14 protein-coding genes are annotated in these 18,082 nt (G+C 67.2%); 7 read left to right on the forward strand and 7 right to left on the reverse strand.

Annotated elements, in window-relative coordinates; all coding sequences use genetic code 11:
• Positions 1 to 7: 7 nt before the first annotated feature.
• Both LH407_RS06210 and LH407_RS06215 read right to left on the reverse strand, forming a co-directional pair.
• On the reverse strand, positions 8 to 676 hold the full coding sequence (locus LH407_RS06210) for an MOSC domain-containing protein (protein ID WP_322134857.1): 669 nt from the start codon (positions 674 to 676) through the stop codon (positions 8 to 10).
• Between the two features lie 76 nt (positions 677 to 752).
• Positions 753 to 2,822, reverse strand: coding sequence for an acyl-CoA dehydrogenase family protein (locus LH407_RS06215; protein ID WP_322134856.1), 2,070 nt, complete (start codon positions 2,820 to 2,822; stop codon positions 753 to 755).
• Positions 2,823 to 3,082: 260 nt separating this feature from the next.
• Here LH407_RS06215 and cofG point away from each other — a divergent pair, with 260 nt between their 5' ends.
• From cofG to fgd, 3 genes are read left to right on the forward strand one after another with little or no spacing between them, the layout of a single operon-like run.
• Positions 3,083 to 5,320 carry a 7,8-didemethyl-8-hydroxy-5-deazariboflavin synthase CofG gene (cofG, locus tag LH407_RS06220; protein ID WP_322134855.1) on the forward strand — a complete coding sequence of 746 codons (2,238 nt, stop codon included), beginning with the start codon at positions 3,083 to 3,085 and terminating at the stop codon, positions 5,318 to 5,320.
• Positions 5,317 to 6,819: a flavin-containing monooxygenase gene (locus tag LH407_RS06225; RefSeq protein WP_322134854.1), complete on the forward strand. Its 1,503-nt coding sequence runs from the start codon at positions 5,317 to 5,319 to the stop codon at positions 6,817 to 6,819. The genes cofG and LH407_RS06225 overlap by 4 nt, the downstream gene beginning before the upstream one ends.
• Positions 6,820 to 6,834: 15 nt before the next feature.
• Positions 6,835 to 7,842, forward strand: coding sequence for a glucose-6-phosphate dehydrogenase (coenzyme-F420) (gene fgd / locus LH407_RS06230; protein ID WP_322134853.1), 1,008 nt, complete (start codon positions 6,835 to 6,837; stop codon positions 7,840 to 7,842).
• 160 nt (positions 7,843 to 8,002) lie between these two features.
• Here fgd and recQ read toward each other — a convergent pair whose 3' ends face one another.
• Both recQ and LH407_RS06240 read right to left on the reverse strand, forming a co-directional pair.
• Positions 8,003 to 9,955, reverse strand: a complete 1,953-nt coding sequence (recQ, locus tag LH407_RS06235) for a DNA helicase RecQ (RefSeq protein ID WP_322134852.1) — start codon at positions 9,953 to 9,955, stop codon at positions 8,003 to 8,005.
• A 32-nt stretch (positions 9,956 to 9,987) separates the two neighbouring features.
• On the reverse strand, positions 9,988 to 10,800 hold the full coding sequence (locus tag LH407_RS06240; RefSeq protein WP_322134851.1) for an alpha/beta hydrolase family esterase: 813 nt from the start codon (positions 10,798 to 10,800) through the stop codon (positions 9,988 to 9,990).
• Positions 10,801 to 10,871: 71 nt separating this feature from the next.
• On the opposite strand from LH407_RS06240, the gene LH407_RS06245 reads away from it, so the two are divergent.
• The 3 genes from LH407_RS06245 (at position 10,872) to LH407_RS06255 (ending at position 14,029) form a co-directional block, all read left to right on the forward strand.
• A complete protein-coding gene (locus tag LH407_RS06245) occupies positions 10,872 to 11,309 on the forward strand; it encodes a MarR family winged helix-turn-helix transcriptional regulator (RefSeq protein WP_322134850.1) in 438 nt (145 codons plus the stop codon).
• 77 nt (positions 11,310 to 11,386) lie between these two features.
• Positions 11,387 to 12,583 (forward strand): Fic family protein, encoded by a 1,197-nt coding sequence (locus tag LH407_RS06250; RefSeq protein ID WP_322134849.1) that lies wholly within the window; start codon positions 11,387 to 11,389, stop codon positions 12,581 to 12,583.
• A gap of 18 nt (positions 12,584 to 12,601) precedes the next feature.
• A complete protein-coding gene (locus LH407_RS06255) occupies positions 12,602 to 14,029 on the forward strand; it encodes a class I adenylate-forming enzyme family protein (protein ID WP_322134848.1) in 1,428 nt (475 codons plus the stop codon).
• Positions 14,030 to 14,090: 61 nt separating this feature from the next.
• Here the strand turns inward: LH407_RS06255 and LH407_RS06260 are convergent, their stop codons facing one another.
• Positions 14,091 to 15,227: a glycine-rich domain-containing protein gene (locus LH407_RS06260; protein ID WP_322134847.1), complete on the reverse strand. Its 1,137-nt coding sequence runs from the start codon at positions 15,225 to 15,227 to the stop codon at positions 14,091 to 14,093.
• Positions 15,228 to 15,408: 181 nt separating this feature from the next.
• Here LH407_RS06260 and LH407_RS06265 point away from each other — a divergent pair, with 181 nt between their 5' ends.
• Positions 15,409 to 16,611, forward strand: coding sequence for an alpha/beta hydrolase family protein (locus LH407_RS06265; protein ID WP_322134846.1), 1,203 nt, complete (start codon positions 15,409 to 15,411; stop codon positions 16,609 to 16,611).
• Here LH407_RS06265 and LH407_RS06270 read toward each other — a convergent pair.
• Both LH407_RS06270 and LH407_RS06275 read right to left on the reverse strand, forming a co-directional pair.
• Positions 16,589 to 17,569: a Gfo/Idh/MocA family protein gene (locus LH407_RS06270; protein WP_322134845.1), complete on the reverse strand. Its 981-nt coding sequence runs from the start codon at positions 17,567 to 17,569 to the stop codon at positions 16,589 to 16,591. The two genes, LH407_RS06265 and LH407_RS06270, sit on opposite strands and share 23 nt — an antisense overlap.
• Before the next feature lie 10 nt (positions 17,570 to 17,579).
• Complete coding sequence (locus LH407_RS06275) at positions 17,580 to 18,044, reverse strand: hypothetical protein (protein ID WP_322134844.1); 465 nt, start codon at positions 18,042 to 18,044, stop codon at positions 17,580 to 17,582.
• Positions 18,045 to 18,082: the final 38 nt, after the last annotated feature.

Consider the following 18,082-nt stretch of genomic DNA (forward strand, 5'->3'; position numbering starts at 1 on the left):
CGTCGTTCTACCCGGCGTCGAAGGCCGCGTTCTTCTCGATCGCGCCGCGGGTTTCGTCGTCGAGGTCCGTGCCAGCCTCGAGAAGACTCGGAAGCAGGTGCCGCTCCGTCGTGAGCGCACGATAAGTGAGGGCGACCGTCACGTTGTGATCCGGGCGATGGATGACACGCAGCTCATCCCCCGCGCTGATGACCCCGGGCTGCACCACGCTCAGGTACGCCCCCGGGCGCGCCGCAAGGGTGAAGGTGCGCAGCCAGCCCTTCTCATCGACCCACCCGCGGAATGTCGAACAGGGCAGTCGCGGACTCGTGACCTTGAGTTGCACGGTGTCACCGATCTGCCAGATCTCCCCGAGCCGCGCCTCGTTCACGTCGTAACCCTCGGTCGTGAGATTCTCCCCGAAGAAGCCGTCGGTGAGCTCGCGGTCGAGTCGCCCCTCCCACGCGTCCAAGTCCTCACGCGTGAAGGAATACACGGCTTGCTCGTCGCCGCCGTGGTGACGCGGGTCACCGATGAAATCGCCGACGAGACCGCTTCCCAGCCCCGTACCGCGTGGCCCTGGCGCGCGCACCTCGACGGGCCCACTCTGGGGCCGCTTGTCGATGCCGGTGTCACGTGTCGCCTTGTGCGGGTTCGGCCGTGGCATCCCGATGTTGACCGATTTCACGCGTGACATAGGCCAAGGCTACGACGCCGGCGCGGGAGTGTGCCCTGGCAACGAACACACCCTTATCGAATCGGGACAGCAAGGGCTAGGCGCGGACGGGCTTGGCTGGCGCCTTCTCCGCGATCGGGGCCGTTCCACTCTCGCGCTGCTCGCGGTAGTAGAGCATCGCCTCATCCTGGCGCTCCTTCTCCGCACCGAGCGCGATGGGCGCACCGATGAGTTCGGGGCTCAGCTCGAAGGCAGCCACGAGCGGCAGCGCGTACTCGCGCAGACGCGGGAGCAGGCGGTCGTCGATGTAGCTCGTGATGGCCTGTGCGCGCTGCGCCGAGATGCGGCCGTGGATGAGGTACCACGCGGCGTGCTTCTCGATGAGGCCCAGCCCGAAGAGATCGCGGAGCCACGTGAGTACCTGGCGGGTTCCGGCATCCTCGATGCCCTCGACGGCCTCCGTGAACGCCTCCCACTGGAGAAGCTCGCCGTGTGCACGAGCCGCCTCGATGAGAGCGTTCTGGTTGCTGTTGAAGAGTTGCGCGGCCTCCATCTTGGGCAGCTTGCCCGCGTCACGCAGGCGTCCGGCGATCTCGGCGATCATCGACTGCACGCGATCGGTGAGGAGCTGACGCTGGGCGTCGGCGTCCCGCACGTAACCCACGGAACGGGCGGTGGAGCCGAAGTCGACGATGGACTGGGCGAGCTTGCGCAGACCGGTGCGGTTGAGCGTGGCATCCCCCACCTGACCTGCGACGTACTGTGCGAGCGCACCCGCGTCGGCGCCAGCGAACTTCTTCGAGTAGTCCGTGAGGAGACGCTTGGCAACGAGCTGCAGCAGCACGTTGTTGTCACCCTCGAAGGTCGCGTAGATGTCCATGTCGGCGCGCAGCAGCGTGAGCCGGTTCTCCGCGAGGAAGCCGTTGCCGCCACAGGCCTCGCGGGCCTCCTGCAGAATGTCGAGCGCAGCCCACGTGGAGAGCGGCTTGAGCGCTGCGGCCAGGGTCTCGAGATCTTGACGGTCCTCGTCGGTGTCGGCGCGACCCGTGAAGACGGCGTCGAACTTCTCGAGGAAGACGTCGTGCGCAAAACTCATCGCGTAGGTCTCGGCCAGGCGCGGGAGCAGTCGCCGCTGGTGACGCTGATAGTCGAGGATGACCTCCTCCTCCGTGTCGCTGGCCGCCGTGAACTGGCGCCGCTGCGAACCGTAGGAGAGGGCGATCGTGAGGGCGAGCTTCGAGGCCACGACCGAGGCGCCGTCGAGCGAGACACGACCCTGCACGAGAGTGCCGAGCATCGTGAAGAAGCGGCGACCCGGGCTCGCAATGGGCGACGAGTAGGTGCCGTCCTCGGCGACGTCGCCGTAACGGTTGAGGAGGTTCTCACGCGGGATACGCACATTCGTGAAGTGGAGGCGGCCGTTGTCGATGCCGTTGAGGCCACCCTTGAGGCCGTCATCCTCACCCCCGATACCCGGAAGGAAATTCTTGTCCTTGTCTCGGATGTCCACGTAGAAGGCATGAACTCCGTGGTTCACACCCTTCGTGATGAGCTGGGCAAACACAACAGCGGCCTCACCGTGGAGGGCTGCGTTGCCAAGGTAGTCCTTCCAGGCCGCGCGGAACGGCGTGTGGATGACGAACTCCTGGGTGGACTCGTCGTAGGTCGCCGTGGTGCCCACTGCCGAGACATCCGAGCCATGCCCCGTCTCCGTCATCGCGAAGGCGCCGGGGATCTCGAGGCTCATGATGCCGGGAAGCCACTTCGTGTGGTGCTTCTCCGTGCCGAGGTGCATAACCGCCGCACCGAAGAGACCCCACTGCACACCCGACTTGATCTGCAGGCTCGGGTCGGCGAGCAGCAGCTCCTCGAACTGGGCGATGTTGCCACCGGCATCCTCGAGGCCGCCAACACTCTTGGGGAACGCTTTGTGCACCGACTTGTGCTCAACGAGGATCTTCAGTTGCTCGAGCACACGCTCCCGGTGCTCGGCCATCGTTTGCCCCGGAATACGCTGCATCGCGGGAGTCGCGGCGAGCTCGCGGGATGCCCGGCGTTCTGCCGCCCAACGCCCCATCAGTCGCTCGCCGAGGGCCGCGACATCCACTACCGGCTTCTCCTGCTGCGCTGCGGGAACCTTGCTCGTACGGTCGATCGTCTGGCTCATGGCGTTAACGTACGACTGCTACAACGAATGGGGGAATGTGCCGTAGGGAGTGCACGACTTCTGGCCGCGGCATCCCGAGCCCGTTGGGGACTCCGCACAATCTCTGGGACGACGCTGAGCGACGCTCCGCCCGCGCGGGGGTTTGGTGACCACGCTGGTGTACAAACGTGCGCGACGGAATCAAACCCGCGCGGGCGGAGCGACGCTGAGCGACGTCCACTCGCAGGGATGTGATCGCGGAGCGCGAGTACGGTGGAGAGGTGACGCTAGTCGACGCGAGCCCCCGCTCCTCGGTCGAGGAGATCCTCGAGCGCGTGCGTGCGGGTGGGCGGGCATCCGTCGACGACGCCGAAGTGTTGCTGGATGCCCGGGGCGACGACCTCGAACGGCTCCTCCACCTCGCCGCACACCTCAGGGACGAAGGGCTCGCTCGCGCCGGACGCCCCGGAGTCATCACGTACTCGCGCAAGGTCTTCCTGCCGGTGACGACGCTCTGCCGCGATCGCTGCCACTACTGCATCTTCGTGGACACGCCTGGCCAGCTGCTCAAGCTCGGCAAACCCGCCTACATGAGCCGCGAGCAGGTGCTCGCGGTCGCGCGAGAGGGTGCGGCGCTCGGCTGCAAAGAGGCGCTCTTCACCCTCGGCGATCGACCAGAGGAGCGGTGGCCCGAGGCTCGCGCCTGGCTTGACGAGCACGGCTACGAATCGACGCTGCACTACGTCGCCGACATGGCCCAGGCCGTGCTCGACGAGACGGGGCTGCTCCCCCACCTCAACCCCGGAGTGATGACGGCCGCCGAGCTGGAGTTCCTCCGCCCGTACGCGCCGTCCATGGGCATGATGCTCGAGACCACGTCGACGCGGTTGTACACGGAGAAGGGGCAGGTCCACTACGGGTCCCCCGACAAGGACCCGGCAGTACGCCTGGCCGTGATCGAGGATGCGGGTGCCGCACGGGTTCCGTTCACCACGGGCATCCTCGTGGGCATTGGCGAGACCGTACGCGATCGAGCGGAATCGCTCGTCGCGCTGCGGGACGCGGACGACCGGCACGGGCACATTCAAGAGGTCATCGTGCAGAACTTCCGCGCGAAACCCCAGACCGCGATGCAGGCAGTACCGGATGCCGAGCTGCTCGAGTACGTGGCGGCCATCGCGGTCGCGCGCATCGTCATGGGGGCGGATGCCCGCATCCAGGTTCCGCCGAACCTCTCCGATGCCGGCGAGTTCGAACTGCTGCTGCGGGCCGGGGCCGACGACTGGGGTGGCGTGAGCCCGCTCACCGCCGACCACGTCAACCCGGAGCGTCCGTGGCCGCACCTCGACGACCTCGCGGAAGCGACCGCACGGTACGGCTTCGAGTTGCGTGAACGCCTGACCGCGCACCCCGAGTACCTGAACGAGCAGTGGATGGACGCGGGGATCGCGCCCCGGGTGACGGCGATGGCCGACGACCGTGGGTTGGCCGCGGACGACGCTTGCGGGTTGAGGAGCGGGCGCAGCCCGCGTCTCGAAACCCCACAGGAAAACAACGTCGGTGCGGTTTCGAGACGCGACCTTCGGTCGCTCCTCAACCGGCAACTCAGTAGCAACGAATACGACGAGCTCGTTGCTGAGGCTGACGCGCTTCGGCGCTACACGGTCGGCGAAGCCGTGAGCATCGTCGTCAACCGCAACCTCGACTCGACGCGCTACAGCGAGTACGGACCCGACGGTGCAGCGGCGGTCGCCCGCGAAGCCTGGGAACTCGGTGCGACCGAGTTGTGTGTGCAGGGCCTCATGCCGGGCGGAGAATATCTCGAACTTGCCCGCGCCGTGAAGAGCGCTGCGCCGGGCATCCATCTCCATGCGTTCCGCCCGGCGGACATCGATGACTTCGCGACCCGCAACAATCTGTCGCTGGATGCCGCCCTAAGCCAACTCCGCGATGCCGGGGTGGACACGATCCCGGGTACAGGGCTCAAGCTCCTCGATGAGGATGTGCGCGCACGGATGTTCCCCGCCGACCTGCCCGTCGAGCGCTGGGTCGAGGTGATCACCGCCGCGCATCGCGCCGGCTTCCGCACCAGCTCCGTCATGTTCTACGGTCACGGCGAGACGTGGGAGCAGCGCATCGCTCACCTCGAGCGGCTCATCGAGATCCAGTCCGCGACGGGTGGTTTCACGGAGTTCGTTCCCATTCCGCTCCCGGGGTCGACCGTGAGCATCGAGGAGCATCGCGCGGTGCATGCCATTTCACGCATACTTCTGAACGGGCACATCCGTCACATCCAAGTCCCGTGGACGCGACTCGGTGTCGATGCGTCCGCGCTCATGCTGCAGTCGGGCGCCGACGATCTCGGGGGGACACTCCTCGACGGCACCGTGCTGCCGGAGTTCGCAGCCGAGTTCGGTCAGGAGCTCACGCTCGACCAGGCGAAACGACTGACCGCGAAGCTCTTCCGCCCGCTGCGTCAGCGCACGACAACCTACGGTGAACCGGGAGCCCGGTCGTGACCCACGTGCGCGTCGCGATCGTCGGCGCCGGATTCGCGGGGCTCGGTGCAGCTCACGAACTGCTGCGGTCGGGCGAAAGCTCGTTTGTTGTGCTCGAGCGCGCCGCGAGTGTCGGCGGAACGTGGCGTGACAACACTTACCCGGGTGTCGCGTGCGACGTGCCGTCGCATTTGTACAGCTTCTCGTTCCTGCCCAACCCCGCGTGGACAAACGTCTTCGCCCGCGGCGAGGAGATTCACGGCTACCTTCGCGGTGCGGCGAACGGCCTCGAATCCCATCTTCGGCTGAACACCGCCATGACCGCCCTGCGCTGGGACGACGAGTGGGCGGTGTGGCGGGTCTCTACCAGCCGCGGCGACCTCACGGCCGATGCCGTCATCCTCGCCGCGGGCCGCCTCACCGAGCCTCGCATCCCCGAGGTCGCCGGCATCGAGACGTTCACGGGCGACATGATGCACACCGCGCGGTGGCGGCACGACGTCGACCTCACGGGCAAGCGTGTGGCCGTGGTGGGAACGGGAGCCTCCGCGGTGCAGGTGGTTCCCGAGGTGGCAGCGGCCGCGGCATCCGTCACCGTGTTCCAACGGAGCGCGCCGTGGATCGTGCCGCGCCCCGACCGCGAGTACACGGAATCCGAACTCGCGGAGTTCGCGTCGGACCCCACCGCCATCGAGCGACTGCGCACCGCCCAGTTCTGGGAGGGTGAAGCCATGTTCGCCGCACGAGCCGGCGACCCTGCTGCGATCGCCGCGGCCCGACAGGAGGCCCTCGAGCACCTGCACTCCCAGGTCACGGATGCCCGCCTCCGCGCCGCGCTCACCCCCAACTATGAGATCGGCTGCAAGCGCCGCCTCATCTCGAGTGACTACTACCCCGCTTTCGAGAGCGGCGCGGTGCACCTCGAAGCGTCGGCGCTGGAGCGCATCGACCACGGTGTGCTCGTCGCCGCGAGCGGTGAGCGCTACGACGCCGACGTGGTGATCTTCGCCACCGGGTTCGAATCGTCCGAGCAGCCGTACGCGGCGCTCGTCGAAGGAGTTGGCGGTGTTACCCTCGCCGAACACTGGGCCGACGGGATGACCGCATTCGCCTCGACGACGGTGCACGGCTTCCCGAACCTCTTCATCGTGAACGGGCCCAACGCCGGCCTCGGCCACAACTCGGCCGTCTACATGATCGAGACCCAGTTGCAGTACGTCGTCGGTGCGCTCGAACACCTGGACGGTGTGCTCGAGGTGAGCGCCGACGCCGAGCGGGAGTACACCGCCGAGCTCGATCGACGGGCAGCCTCCACGGTGTGGTTGAGCGGGTGCGACTCGTGGTACCTCGATTCCCGGAGCGGACGATTGACCCTCCTGTGGCCGGGGTCGGCGCAGGAGTTCCGCGAGCGCAATGGCGTGTTCGATGCAGCGCCCTACCGTGAGGTGCGCGAAATGGAGCCGCGTGTACAACGAGAAGTTCGGGCATCCGTGGACTGGCCTTTGTCGGTCGGTTGGTAAGAGGAGGAGACAGGCATGAAGCACCCCATTCGGTTCGGGTACAAGGCGTCGGCGGAGCAGTTTGCTCCGCGCGAGTTGCTGCGGTTCGGCGTGCTGGCCGAGGAGGTCGGCTTCGACTCGGTGTTCATCTCCGATCACCTTCAGCCCTGGAATCACGACGGCGGCCACGCGCCGGCCGCGCTCCCGTGGCTGGGAGCTCTCGGGGCCAGCACCGACCGCGTGCTCATGGGCACCTCGGTGCTGACGCCCACGTTCCGCTACCACCCGGCAGTGATCGCGCAGGCGTTCGGAACCCTCGGCTCCCTGTATCCGGGCCGCGTCATCCTGGGTGTCGGCACGGGTGAGGCGCTCAACGAGGCGACGCTCGGCATCCCCTGGCCCGAGCCGCCGGAGCGTTTCGCGCGCCTCAAGGAGGCCCTCGGGCTCATTGACGAACTGTGGAGCCGCGATCGAGTCACCTTCGAGGGTGAGTATTACCGCACCGTGGATGCCACGATCTACGACAAACCCGAAACACCCGTGCCCGTCTACATCGGCGCCGCAGGGCCTGCCGCCACCCGGCTCGCGGGGCGGATCGCCGACGGGTTCATCACGACCTCCGGCAAGAAGCGCGAGCTGTACACGGACACGCTCCTGCCTGCGCTGGCCGAGGGCCTCGAGAAGGCCAGCCGCACCGCGGACGACATCGACACCCTCATCGAGGTGAAGGTTTCGTTCGACCACGACCATGAGCGCGCCATGCAGGACACCCGATTCTGGGCACCCCTCGCACTGTCGCCCGAGGAGAAGATGGGTGTTGAGGACCCGATCGAGATGCAGAAGCTCGCGGATGCCCTGCCGATCGAGCGCGCGGCATCCCGTTTCATCGTCTCGACCGACCCCGACGAGCACGTTGCCCGCATCACCGAGTACCTCGACATGGGGTTCAAGCACCTCGTGTTCCACGGTCCGGGCCATGACCAGGAGCGCTTCCTGCGCACCTACGGCGAGGAGATCCTGCCCCGCCTGCGCGCCCTGAAGTAGGCCGTCGCCGCGACATCCGGGTGCCCAGCTCAGCGCCGCTCGCCGCGCGGAGGTTTGGTGACTGCGCGCCCGTACAAACACCCGCGGCGTCACCAAACCTGCGCGCGCGATGCGTCGCTCAGCGACGTCCTACCAGTCGGAGCTGCCTCCGTCGGGCCGCTTACTCGTAGAGCGGGTAGGCGTCGTCCGGCGGGGCGTCGTCGAAGGGTGGGGCATCGTCGGGTTCCGGCGCGAAGCCCGCGACGGGAGCTGTCGCCGCCGGGGTTCCGGATGCCACGGCATCCCGCACCTGCGAGCCCGGGGCCTCCGGCTCCCGACCCGCAACAACCGCAAGCACGGCCTCACCGTACTGCTCCAGTTTCTTCTCACCGACGCCACTGATCTGCGAGAGTTCGGCGAGGGTTGTCGGACGAGTCACCGAGACCCCTCGAAGGGTCGCGTCGCCGAACACGATGTAGGCGGGAACACCTTGCGCCCTGGCTTCGCCGGCCCGCCACTCTCGCAGTTTCTCGAAGAGCGGCATCGCGTCGCCGGGAAGGTCGGCCGCGACCGCACGCCGGGCAGCCTTGGAGGGTCGAGCCGCCTCCCGGCGAAGCGGCACGGGGGTGTCACCCGAGAGCACGGAACCCGAGGTGGGGGTGATGACGAGCACACCGTATTCGCCCTGCACGGCGAGCAGCCCCCGCGCGAGCAACTGCCGCACGACACCGCGCCACTCCTGCTCGCTGAGGTCCTGTCCGATGCCGTACGTGCTGAGCGCGTCGTGCCGCCCGCGTGTGATGCGGTCATTGGTTTTGCCGAGGAGGATGTCGATGATGTGACCCGCACCGAACTTCTGGTTACGCTCGCGCTCCAGGCGAACCACCGTCGACAACAGCTTTTGCGCCGGCACCGTGCCATCCCAGGTTTCGGGTGGCGCGAGGCACGTGTCGCAGTTGCCACAAGGCTCCGACTCCTGCCCGAAGTACTGCAGCAACTGCACCCGACGGCAGCCGATCGTCTCGCACAGCGCGAGCATCGAGTCGAGGTGCGCCGAAAGGTTGCGCCGGTGGGCCAGGTCGCCCTCGGACTGGTCGATCATGCGGCGTTGCTGCACAACATCCTGCAGGCCGTAGGCCAGCCACGCGGTGGAGGGCAGGCCGTCGCGACCGGCGCGACCGGTCTCCTGGTAGTAGCCCTCAACGGACTTCGGCAGATCGAGGTGGGCGACAAAACGAACATCCGGCTTGTCGATTCCCATACCGAACGCGATGGTCGCCACCATCACGAGGCCGTCCTCACGGAGGAAGCGCGACTGGTTGCGCGCTCGCACCCCCGAGTCGAGCCCCGCGTGGTACGGCAACGCCGTGATGCCGTTCTCCACGAGGAAGTCGGCCGTCTTTTCGACGGATGCCCGCGACAGGCAGTACACGATGCCTGCATCACCCGCGTGCTCGGTGCGCAGCAGCGAGAGCAATTGCTGCAGCGGCTGGGCCTTCGCTTCGATGCGGTACTGGATGTTCGGCCGATCGAAGCTCGACACGAACTGTTTCGCGGTGCCGAGGTCGAGGCGCTGGGCGATCTCCTTGCGGGTGGCCGCGGTCGCGGTGGCGGTGAGCGCGATGCGCGGCACGGTTGGCCAGCGCTCGTGGATCATCGAGAGCCCGAGATACTCGGGCCGGAAATCGTGGCCCCACTGGGACACACAGTGCGCCTCGTCGATCGCGAAAAGGGCGAGACGTCCGCGATCGAGCAGGTCGGCCGCAGCGCGCAGCCGCTCGGGCGCGAGATACAGGAGGTCAAGCTGCCCAGAGAGGAACGCGGCCTCCACCTCGCGGCGCGCCTCGAGACTCTGGGTGGAGTTGAGGTATGCCGCGCGCACGCCGACGGCGGCGAGGGTATCCACCTGATCCTGCATGAGCGCGATGAGGGGGGAGATGACGACACCCGTGCCCTCGCGTACGAGCGCGGGGATCTGGTAGCAGATCGACTTGCCACCGCCCGTCGGCATGAGCACGAGGGCGTCCCCGCCATCGACCACGGTCTGGATGATCTCGCCCTGCTGCCCGCGGAAGCTGTCGTACCCGAACGTCGTCTCGAGCACCTGCAGGGCGGGCGCTGTGGCAGACGTCATGCGTTCCAGCCTAGGCGCGCCCGCCGACGGCTTTAGGCGGTGGCTGCAACCGGGGGAAGCACCGCGGCTGTGGAGAAGAACGACCGCAACTCTTCGCCCGAATCGAGGACACGCAGCGAGGGCCCGACGAACGGCGGCGACGTCACACGATTCGGGATGACGTGGCCCGCTCCCTCCAGGGTGACGAGGCGCACTCCGGGCCAGTCGGTACGTGTCACGGAGCCCTCGGTGGACTCGAGCGGGGCATCCGTCGTCGCGGAATATGCAGCCGCGGTCTCGCGCGCCGAGAGCACGTCACCCTTGCTGCGGCCGAGGAGACGCACGGTACCACCCGCGAAGGGCATGACCGGGTCGGCCGTGCCCTGGATGAGGAGAGTCGGGATGCTCTGACGCAGGTCGTCGCCATATTCTCGGTCGCTCGGCACGGGGAGCCCCGCGGCGATGAGCATCGCGCCCGCGAGAGGTGTGTCGCTTTCGCGCAGGTACCGGTGCAACAGTTGCCCGCCGTTCGAGTAGCCGATCGCGATGACGGGTCGGCCGAACCGTTCGATCACGGACTCGACGAAGCCGACATCGTCGACGTTCTCCCGCTGGGCGGCAGAGGTCTGGATGCGCCGACCATCGTTCCACGCGCGGCGGTACCCGGTGAGGTACACGATGTCCGCGCCGAGTGACTCGGCCAGGTGGTCGAACGTGCCGCCACTGAAGCGCCGCATGGCCCGCGGATTCTGCGTCGTACCGTGCAGCGCGACGAGCAGCGGTGCGTCGGGATTCGGTGCGGAGGGCGCGACGTGCACGTAGCTGCGTCGGCGCCCGCCGATCTCGAGGACTGTGGTCTGGGCCATGATTCTCCTATGCTTGAGTTACTCAAGCAGTGTTGCGTATTTGCTTGAGTTAATCAAGCAATGGAGTGTTGATGCCCCTGTCGACGACGATCACTGCGGTGGAACGCATCGCCAGCGCGCACCGGGCAGCCGCCGTGCCCGTGCTCCACGAGGTGGGGCTCTCGGAGACGCAGGGCGCACTCCTGTGGGCCCTGGGCGGAAGCATCACCTCCGACCTGACCATGAGCGAGGCCGCCGCCGCGCTGTCGTGTGACGCCTCCAACCTCACCCTCCTCGCGCGGCACCTCGAATCGCTCGATCTCGCCGAACGGATCCCCGATCCCGCCGATGCTCGGCGCCGCCGACTCACCCTCACCCAGCACGGCCGTGAGGTGGTCGAGCGGATGACGCGAGCCCTCGACGATGCGAGCCCGCTGCGAGCGCTCACCGACGCCGAGCGCGCAACGCTCGACGAACTCCTCGCGAAGGCGATGGATCACGCAGCCGCCAGCAAGGACGACAATTACTGACATTTAGTTCATTAAATGTCAGCACTGTGTGCTTTACTGACATTTATTGTTATAAATGTCAGTAGCGGGAGCGGAGAATGTCAGAAGTTGTCCCCGTGACACCACTCACCTACGTCGAGGACGTGTGGACGGTGGCCCACCCCGAAGCAAGCAGAACCGTACGCCAGCGGGAGAACGGCCCGTACCTCAGGCCCACTGTTCCCGCGATCGCTCACCTGGTTCTCGACCTCCCGGGCGCCGTAGCGGCGAGCGTCGACGAGGCCACCCAAGAGTTGTCGCGGTTCGACACGTACGCCACCACTCGCCTCGGCGACGGAGAACTCGCCCCTATGTCGGCAATCCTCCTGCGAACCGAGAGCGCTTCCTCATCCCATATCGAGCAGATCACCGCTGGCGCCCGACAGATCGCCCTCGCCGAGCTGGGCGAGTCCACTGCGGAGAACGCAAACCTCATCGTGCGCAACACCCACGCGATGGAGGCCGCCCTCGCACTCGCGGACGACCTCGATGAGACGGGCATCCTGCAGCTGCACTCGGAGCTACTCGCCGACAAGCCCGAGTGGGCCGGACAGTACCGCGCCTCGCTCGTCTGGGTCGGAGGCTCCAAGTACGGCCCTCGAGGCGCAAGTCACGTGGGGCCATCGCACGACGACGTCCCCGCGTTGATGTCGGATCTCGTCACCTTCCTCCGGCGCAGCGACCTGCCCCCTCTCGTTCAGGCGGCGATCGCCCATGCGCAACTCGAGACCATCCATCCCTTCTCGGACGGCAACGGGCGCGCAGGTCGAGCTCTGGTGCACGCGGTCCTACGTCACTCCGGCATCGTGGCGCGCGCCACAGCACCAGTGTCAGCAGGGCTTCTCCGCGACACGGAAGGCTACTTCGACGCACTGACGAGCTATCGCGCCGGTGACGCAGCACCGATCATCGAAACCTTCGCGGCAGCTTCCCGGTTCGCCGCCCGCAGCGGCGTTGAACTGGTCGACGAGTTGCACACGCAAGTGCTCCTATCGGCTGAGTCGCTCGAGGGAATCCGATCGGATGCTGCCGCGCACCGCGTCATCCCGCTGCTCGTCGGCCAGCCGATAGTGACAGTGAAATTCCTGCGAGACGCGCTGCGGCTTCCCGAGCGTGCCGCGTTCCGCGCTGTGGAGACCCTCATGGAACGCGGGGTGCTGCAAGAGAGGTCAGGTCGGGCCCGGGGCCGGGTTTACCAGCACGCGGGCATCCTTGGTGTCCTCGACGACTACGCGGCCGAGCTTCGCCGCCGCTAGCCCGCTACCCTGTGGACCATGTCCGCACCGAACCCGTTCCTCTACCTGCAGAGGCACGCCGACGAGAATCCTCACGGCGTCTTCATTCACACTCCCACTCAGACGATCACGAACGCGGACGCGGTCGTCAACGTGAAGAAGATCGCCTACGAGCTCCGCCGTCTGGGCGTGGCTCCCGGCGACATCGTCGCCCTCGACCTTCCCGACCAGCTGAGCATCATGTTCACCGAGGCCGTTTACCACGAGGGCGGCATCAGCACGGTGATCCCGGATGGCGCGACGGTCGACCCGCGCGTCGGGGTGCGGTGGCTGTTCACCAATCGAGGAACGGCCGCGCCGAACGACGCCACCGCGGTGCTCGTCGATGCCCCGTTCCTCCAGCGAATCGAGCAGAACCCGTACGGGATACGTGCGAGCGAGCATACGATCGACACTCTCCGCATCGTGTTCTCGAGCGGCACGACCGGTACACCGAAGGCGATCGCTCTGGGTCGGCGTATGGAGATGCTGATGGATGCCGCGCTCCCCCAGTGGTTCCAGGGCAGCCCGTACCTCTCACTCATGGACACCGGCACCGTCGCGGGTATCGGTGAGTTCTTCCTGAGCATGAAGGCAGGCCAGCCGTTCCTCAGTGCGGGCGGTGCGAACCCGGAAACCCTCATTCGCATGATCGACAAACATCAGGTGCGAACCCTCAAGGGCTCTCCAGCACAGGTGGTCGCGATCATCGACGAACTGGAGCGCCAAGGCCGCACCCTCCCGAGTGTGCAATCCGCTATGGTCGCCGGAACGGTCATGCCTCCGCAGGCCGCTGAACGTGCGCGACGCGTCTTCGAGGGATGCCTCGTGCTTACGAGCTACGGATCCACAGAAGCCGGCGGCGCGACGATCAGGCCCTACGAGTCCGACGACCCCTTCGATGTCGGCCACGTACAGCCGGGGTCGACGATCGAAATCGTCGACGAGGCCGGAGAGCTTGTGGCACCGGGCGAGGTCGGGGTCATCCGGCACCGCAGCCCGGGGATGGCCGAAGGCTACCTCGGCAACCCCGAGGCCACGGCCGAGGTGTTTCGCGATGGCTGGTTCTATCCGGGCGACCGCGGCTTCTTCCGCGAGGATGGCGGGTTAACGCTCGCGGGTCGCGACTCCGAGGTCCTGAACGCCGGCGGCGTCAAGTTCGATCCAAATCTGCTCGATCACGCCGCACTCGACCACCCGGGTGTCACGGATGCCGCAAGCTTCACCTACACCTCAGGGTCGGGCCTCGCGCAGGTGGGTCTCGCACTCGTCGCGTCGGACGACGTCGACCCGAAGGCCGTCGTCGCCGACCTCAGGGCCACTTTCGGCGCTGCCGCCCCCGCGCTCGTTGCACGCGTCGACTCCATCCCGCGCAGCCGGACGGGCAAACCGTTGCGCCGCGAGCTCGCCGAGCGTTTCGGGCAGTAGAGCAGCGAAAACGACGAAGGCCGCAACCCTGTGACGGGCTGCGGCCTTCGCTGTGATTGGTCTAGCTCTGGCGACGCTTGCGTGCGGTGGCGGCGACGACGAGGCCGGCCCCCGCGGCGAGAATGCCGAGGGCGATCGGGAGGCTTGCGGCATCCGTCGTCGAACCGGTCGCGGCGAGGGTGGGAGCCCACGAGGCGTAGTAGGTGGTCGACTCGGTGAGCGGGGTGCTGAAGTCGACGGGGACGGTGAGCGCGGCATCCGCGAACCAGCCCTTGAACTCGAAGCCGGCAGCCTTCGGTGCAACGGGAGCAGTCGGAGCGAAGCCGGGGATGACCTCCTGGGCTGCGGGGGCGACACCCTTGCCGCGCACGTCGAACGTGAGGGTGACGGGCGCCGCGTTCCAGCGCACGAGCACGACACCGTCGGCGCCCGCGCGGAGCTCCGCGGACTGCGTGGTGGTGAGGCCCCCACCACCGCCACCGCTGTTGGGTACCGCCGCGACGAGGCCGGTGCCCAGTGCGTCGATAGGGCCGCCGCCACCGCAGCCGGGGAAGCCCTGTGCGGTTGCCGAGCCGGCGGCGCCACCGCCACCGAAGCAACGGTCGTCGTTCTCGAAAAGTGATCCGGGTGCAACGAGCGAACTCACGATGACGCCATCGCCACCGTTGGCGACGTCGGCGTCACCGCCAGCTCCGCCACCACCAGCAAGAGTGCCCGAGTAACCCTCGTACTCGTTGTCACCGCTGTTGCCACCAATGTTGGAGCCCTCGGTAGTCAGCGCATCCGAGCCGTTGGCTGCCGAATCGGCGATCGAGCCGTTGTCGGCGGTGCTGATGCTGCCGCCCGCCGCGGCCACGGCGATGTCGATCTCGTCGGTCGAACCGCTGAAGTCGATGTAGGTGACCTGTCCACCGCCACCGGCGGCCGCGTAGCCTGCCGTGTTGACCTCGGGCTGGTCGGCACCCGAACCTCCGGCTCCCACCAGGAGAACTTCGAGCTGGGTCATCTCAGCGGTCGGTGTGAAGACGTTCTCCACGCCGTCCGTGTAGCTGAGCTCACAGATACCGGGCTCGACGAGCACGCCATCGAGACATGGCTCACCGGGGGCTGCCATGGCCGGGGTGGCCCCGAGGAAGAAGCTGGATGCGCCGGCGGTGGCGACGGCCGCGAAGGCGGCGGAAGTCTTGCGAACGTTCATGTGTGGGAAAACTCCAGGTCAGGCTGTGCGGTCAGCCCCGAATGCGGATGCTTGAGTATGGCAGACCCACAGCACGCGCGATAGACACCAGGCCCGTGCAATTCGCGTGCAATGCCGGGCAGCTTGACCCCGTAGCGGAGCGCCGTCGAGGATGGCGGTGCGAGTAAAGGGGACTCCAGTGATGAAGCGCGCCATCCGTTTTTCTGACAACGACGACTTCGATTTCGACATTCGCACGGTGATCGGCAGTGCCGTCGAACGCGCAGCCGATATCGGCGAGGTGCTCGCCGCGACGTACGGCATCGCCAAAGGCGACCACGATGCATGGTTTGCGGCGTGGGATGCCCTCGCCGCTCGCACCGCGGCGACCGCAGCGTCTTCTGCCGAGGCCGGCCACACGGTGAGCGCCGCGGAGGCCTACCTTCGCGCGAGCAACTACTACGGGGTCGCGGTGAACGCGGTCAGTTCGCTCAAGGAGTCGACCGAACTGGTGCCGACGTTTGAGAAACAGAAGGCCGCCTGGGAGGGTTTCATCGATCAGTCCCCGGCTGCCGAGCGTGTGGAGATCCCGTACGAGGGTTCGTCGCTGCCCGGGTACTTTTTCTCGGGCGGCGGCGGCCCCACCCTCGTGGCGGTCAATGGGAGCGACGGCTCGCTCGCGAGTGTGTGGTCCATGGTGGGAGGCCCAGCGCTGCGCCGCGGCTTCAACGTTCTCCTCTTCGATGGACCCGGCCAGCAGTCGCAGCTCTTCGAACACAATGTCCCCTTCCGGTTCGACTGGGAGGCCGTGCTCACCCCGGTCGTGGACTACCTCCTGACACGCGACGACGTGGAGGAGGGCACCCTCGCCGTGTACGGGATCAGTCAGGCCGGCTACTGGGTAACGCGGGCGATCGCCTTCGAGCATCGGTTCGCCGCGGCGGTCGTCGACCCGGGAGTGGTGGATGTCTCCACATCCTGGACGGGTCACCTCCCGCAGAGCCTGCTCCACGTGCTCGACGAGGGTGACACCGAGAAGTTCGACCGCGACATGGCGTTCGGCATGAAGATATCGGCCGAGACCGGTCGCACGTGGGAGTTCCGCGCGCGGCCGTACGGCACGGAGGGCTACGCCGACACGATCACCGAGGTGCGCAAATACAACGCCACCGAAGTCGCCTCCCAGATCACCACGCCCCTCCTCATCCTCTCCCCCGAGGACGAACAGTTCTGGCCCGGCCAGGCGGAGCAACTCGCCGAACTCACCCCAGGTGTGTCCACCCTGCTGAGGTTCACCGCAGCGGAGGGAGGCGCCGGGCACTGTGAGCCGCTCGCGCGGGGTCTCGTGGCGCAGCGCGTGTTCGATTGGCTAGCGGGCCAGCTCAAGGAGTCGTCGCCCGCCTAGGAGACATCCCCGCGGCACGGTACACGTCGTCGATCGTCTGCATTGTCTCGACCGCTGCGGCGACCGACGTGAATACCGGCCCGCCCGCCTCGATCGCGTCCCGGAACGCCTCCAACTGGTACGAATAGCTCGACCGCCGAGACGCCCGCTCCCGCAGTCGCACCCCGCGACCGGTGACGCCGATCTTGCCGCCGAGTTGCGGGGTGAAGGGCATCCGCACGGTCATCGTCGCGGCGGACCCCGTCACATTCGCGGCGATGAGCAGCGGCGGAGAGCCCCACATGGCGGCGCGCACGCGGGCGGGCACTCCGTTGTAGTGGAGCCGGGCATCCATCGACGCGTCGATTCCGTCGTGGTCGGATGCCGCCGCCGAGAGCACCTCGGGTGCGACCCCGAGCACGTCGCGAAGCCATCGGATCGGGTAGCACCCGAGGTCCATGAGGGATCCACCCGCGAGGTCGACGTTCCAGCGGATGTCCTTGCTCGGGGGCATCGGCACCATAAACGACGCCTCGGCGGAGAGGAGTTCGCCGAGCATCCCGCTCGCGACGATCTCGGCGGCGCGTTTGGTTTGCGGGTGATGCGAAGCGTGATGGGCTTCCATGACGACGAGACCGGATGCGGCGGACGCCGCCTCGACCGTGCGAGCCTCGTCCGCATTCGCCGTGAAGGGCTTCTCGCACAGCACGTGTTTGCCCGCCTCGATGGCGGCAATCGTCCAACGCCCGTGGAGCCCGTTCGGTAGCGGAATGTAGACGGCATCGATGCTCTCGTCGGCAAGCAGTGCCTCATACGACGCGTGGACAACGGGGATGCCGTGCCGCGCTGCAGCATCGGACGCGCGCTGCGAGTCGCGTGCCGCGATCGCGGCGACCTCGACACCGTCGATGGTGGCCGCCGGCCGGATGAGGGCGTCCCGCGTGATCCGGGCGGCCCCGAGCACTCCGATCCTCAGCATGGGGCCAAGGCTAGCCGTCGGGATAGTTGCGCTCGGAGTCAGCTGCTCGCGTCCCGTCGAATCTCGCGCGCGCGATGAGCACCCAGATGCCAGCGATCACCAGTCCCACGAGAAGCAGGGAGACCCAGAACGCATTTGTCCACACCGGCGTCGGCGAGACCATCGAAAAGAGCAGTAGCCCGACGCCGAGGAGGCAGGCGGCAAACAGGGAGAGACCCCACGCAGCAACCCCTCGCCGAATGGGAAAGTTGGCTCCGAAAAGCGCGAATGCACCGCACGACGCTGCGCCGAGCGCGAGAACGATCGGGCCGAAAATCGCTGCCGTGGCGTAGCCAGCGGTCGACTCATCGATCACCGATGCTTGCCGCGCGGCAAACCAGTGAGCGGCCGCTGCGGCTGCAGCAAAAATCGTCGCCATGGCGAGAATCGCGCCGACGAGCGCGAGTCCGGCGAGCCGGTTCTTGTTCGTGATCATGCCTCAATCATTTGAGGCGAGCGGCACAGCGCACATCA

Source organism: Antiquaquibacter oligotrophicus (genome assembly GCF_020535405.1).
Lineage (GTDB): Bacteria > Actinomycetota > Actinomycetes > Actinomycetales > Microbacteriaceae > Rhodoglobus > Rhodoglobus oligotrophicus.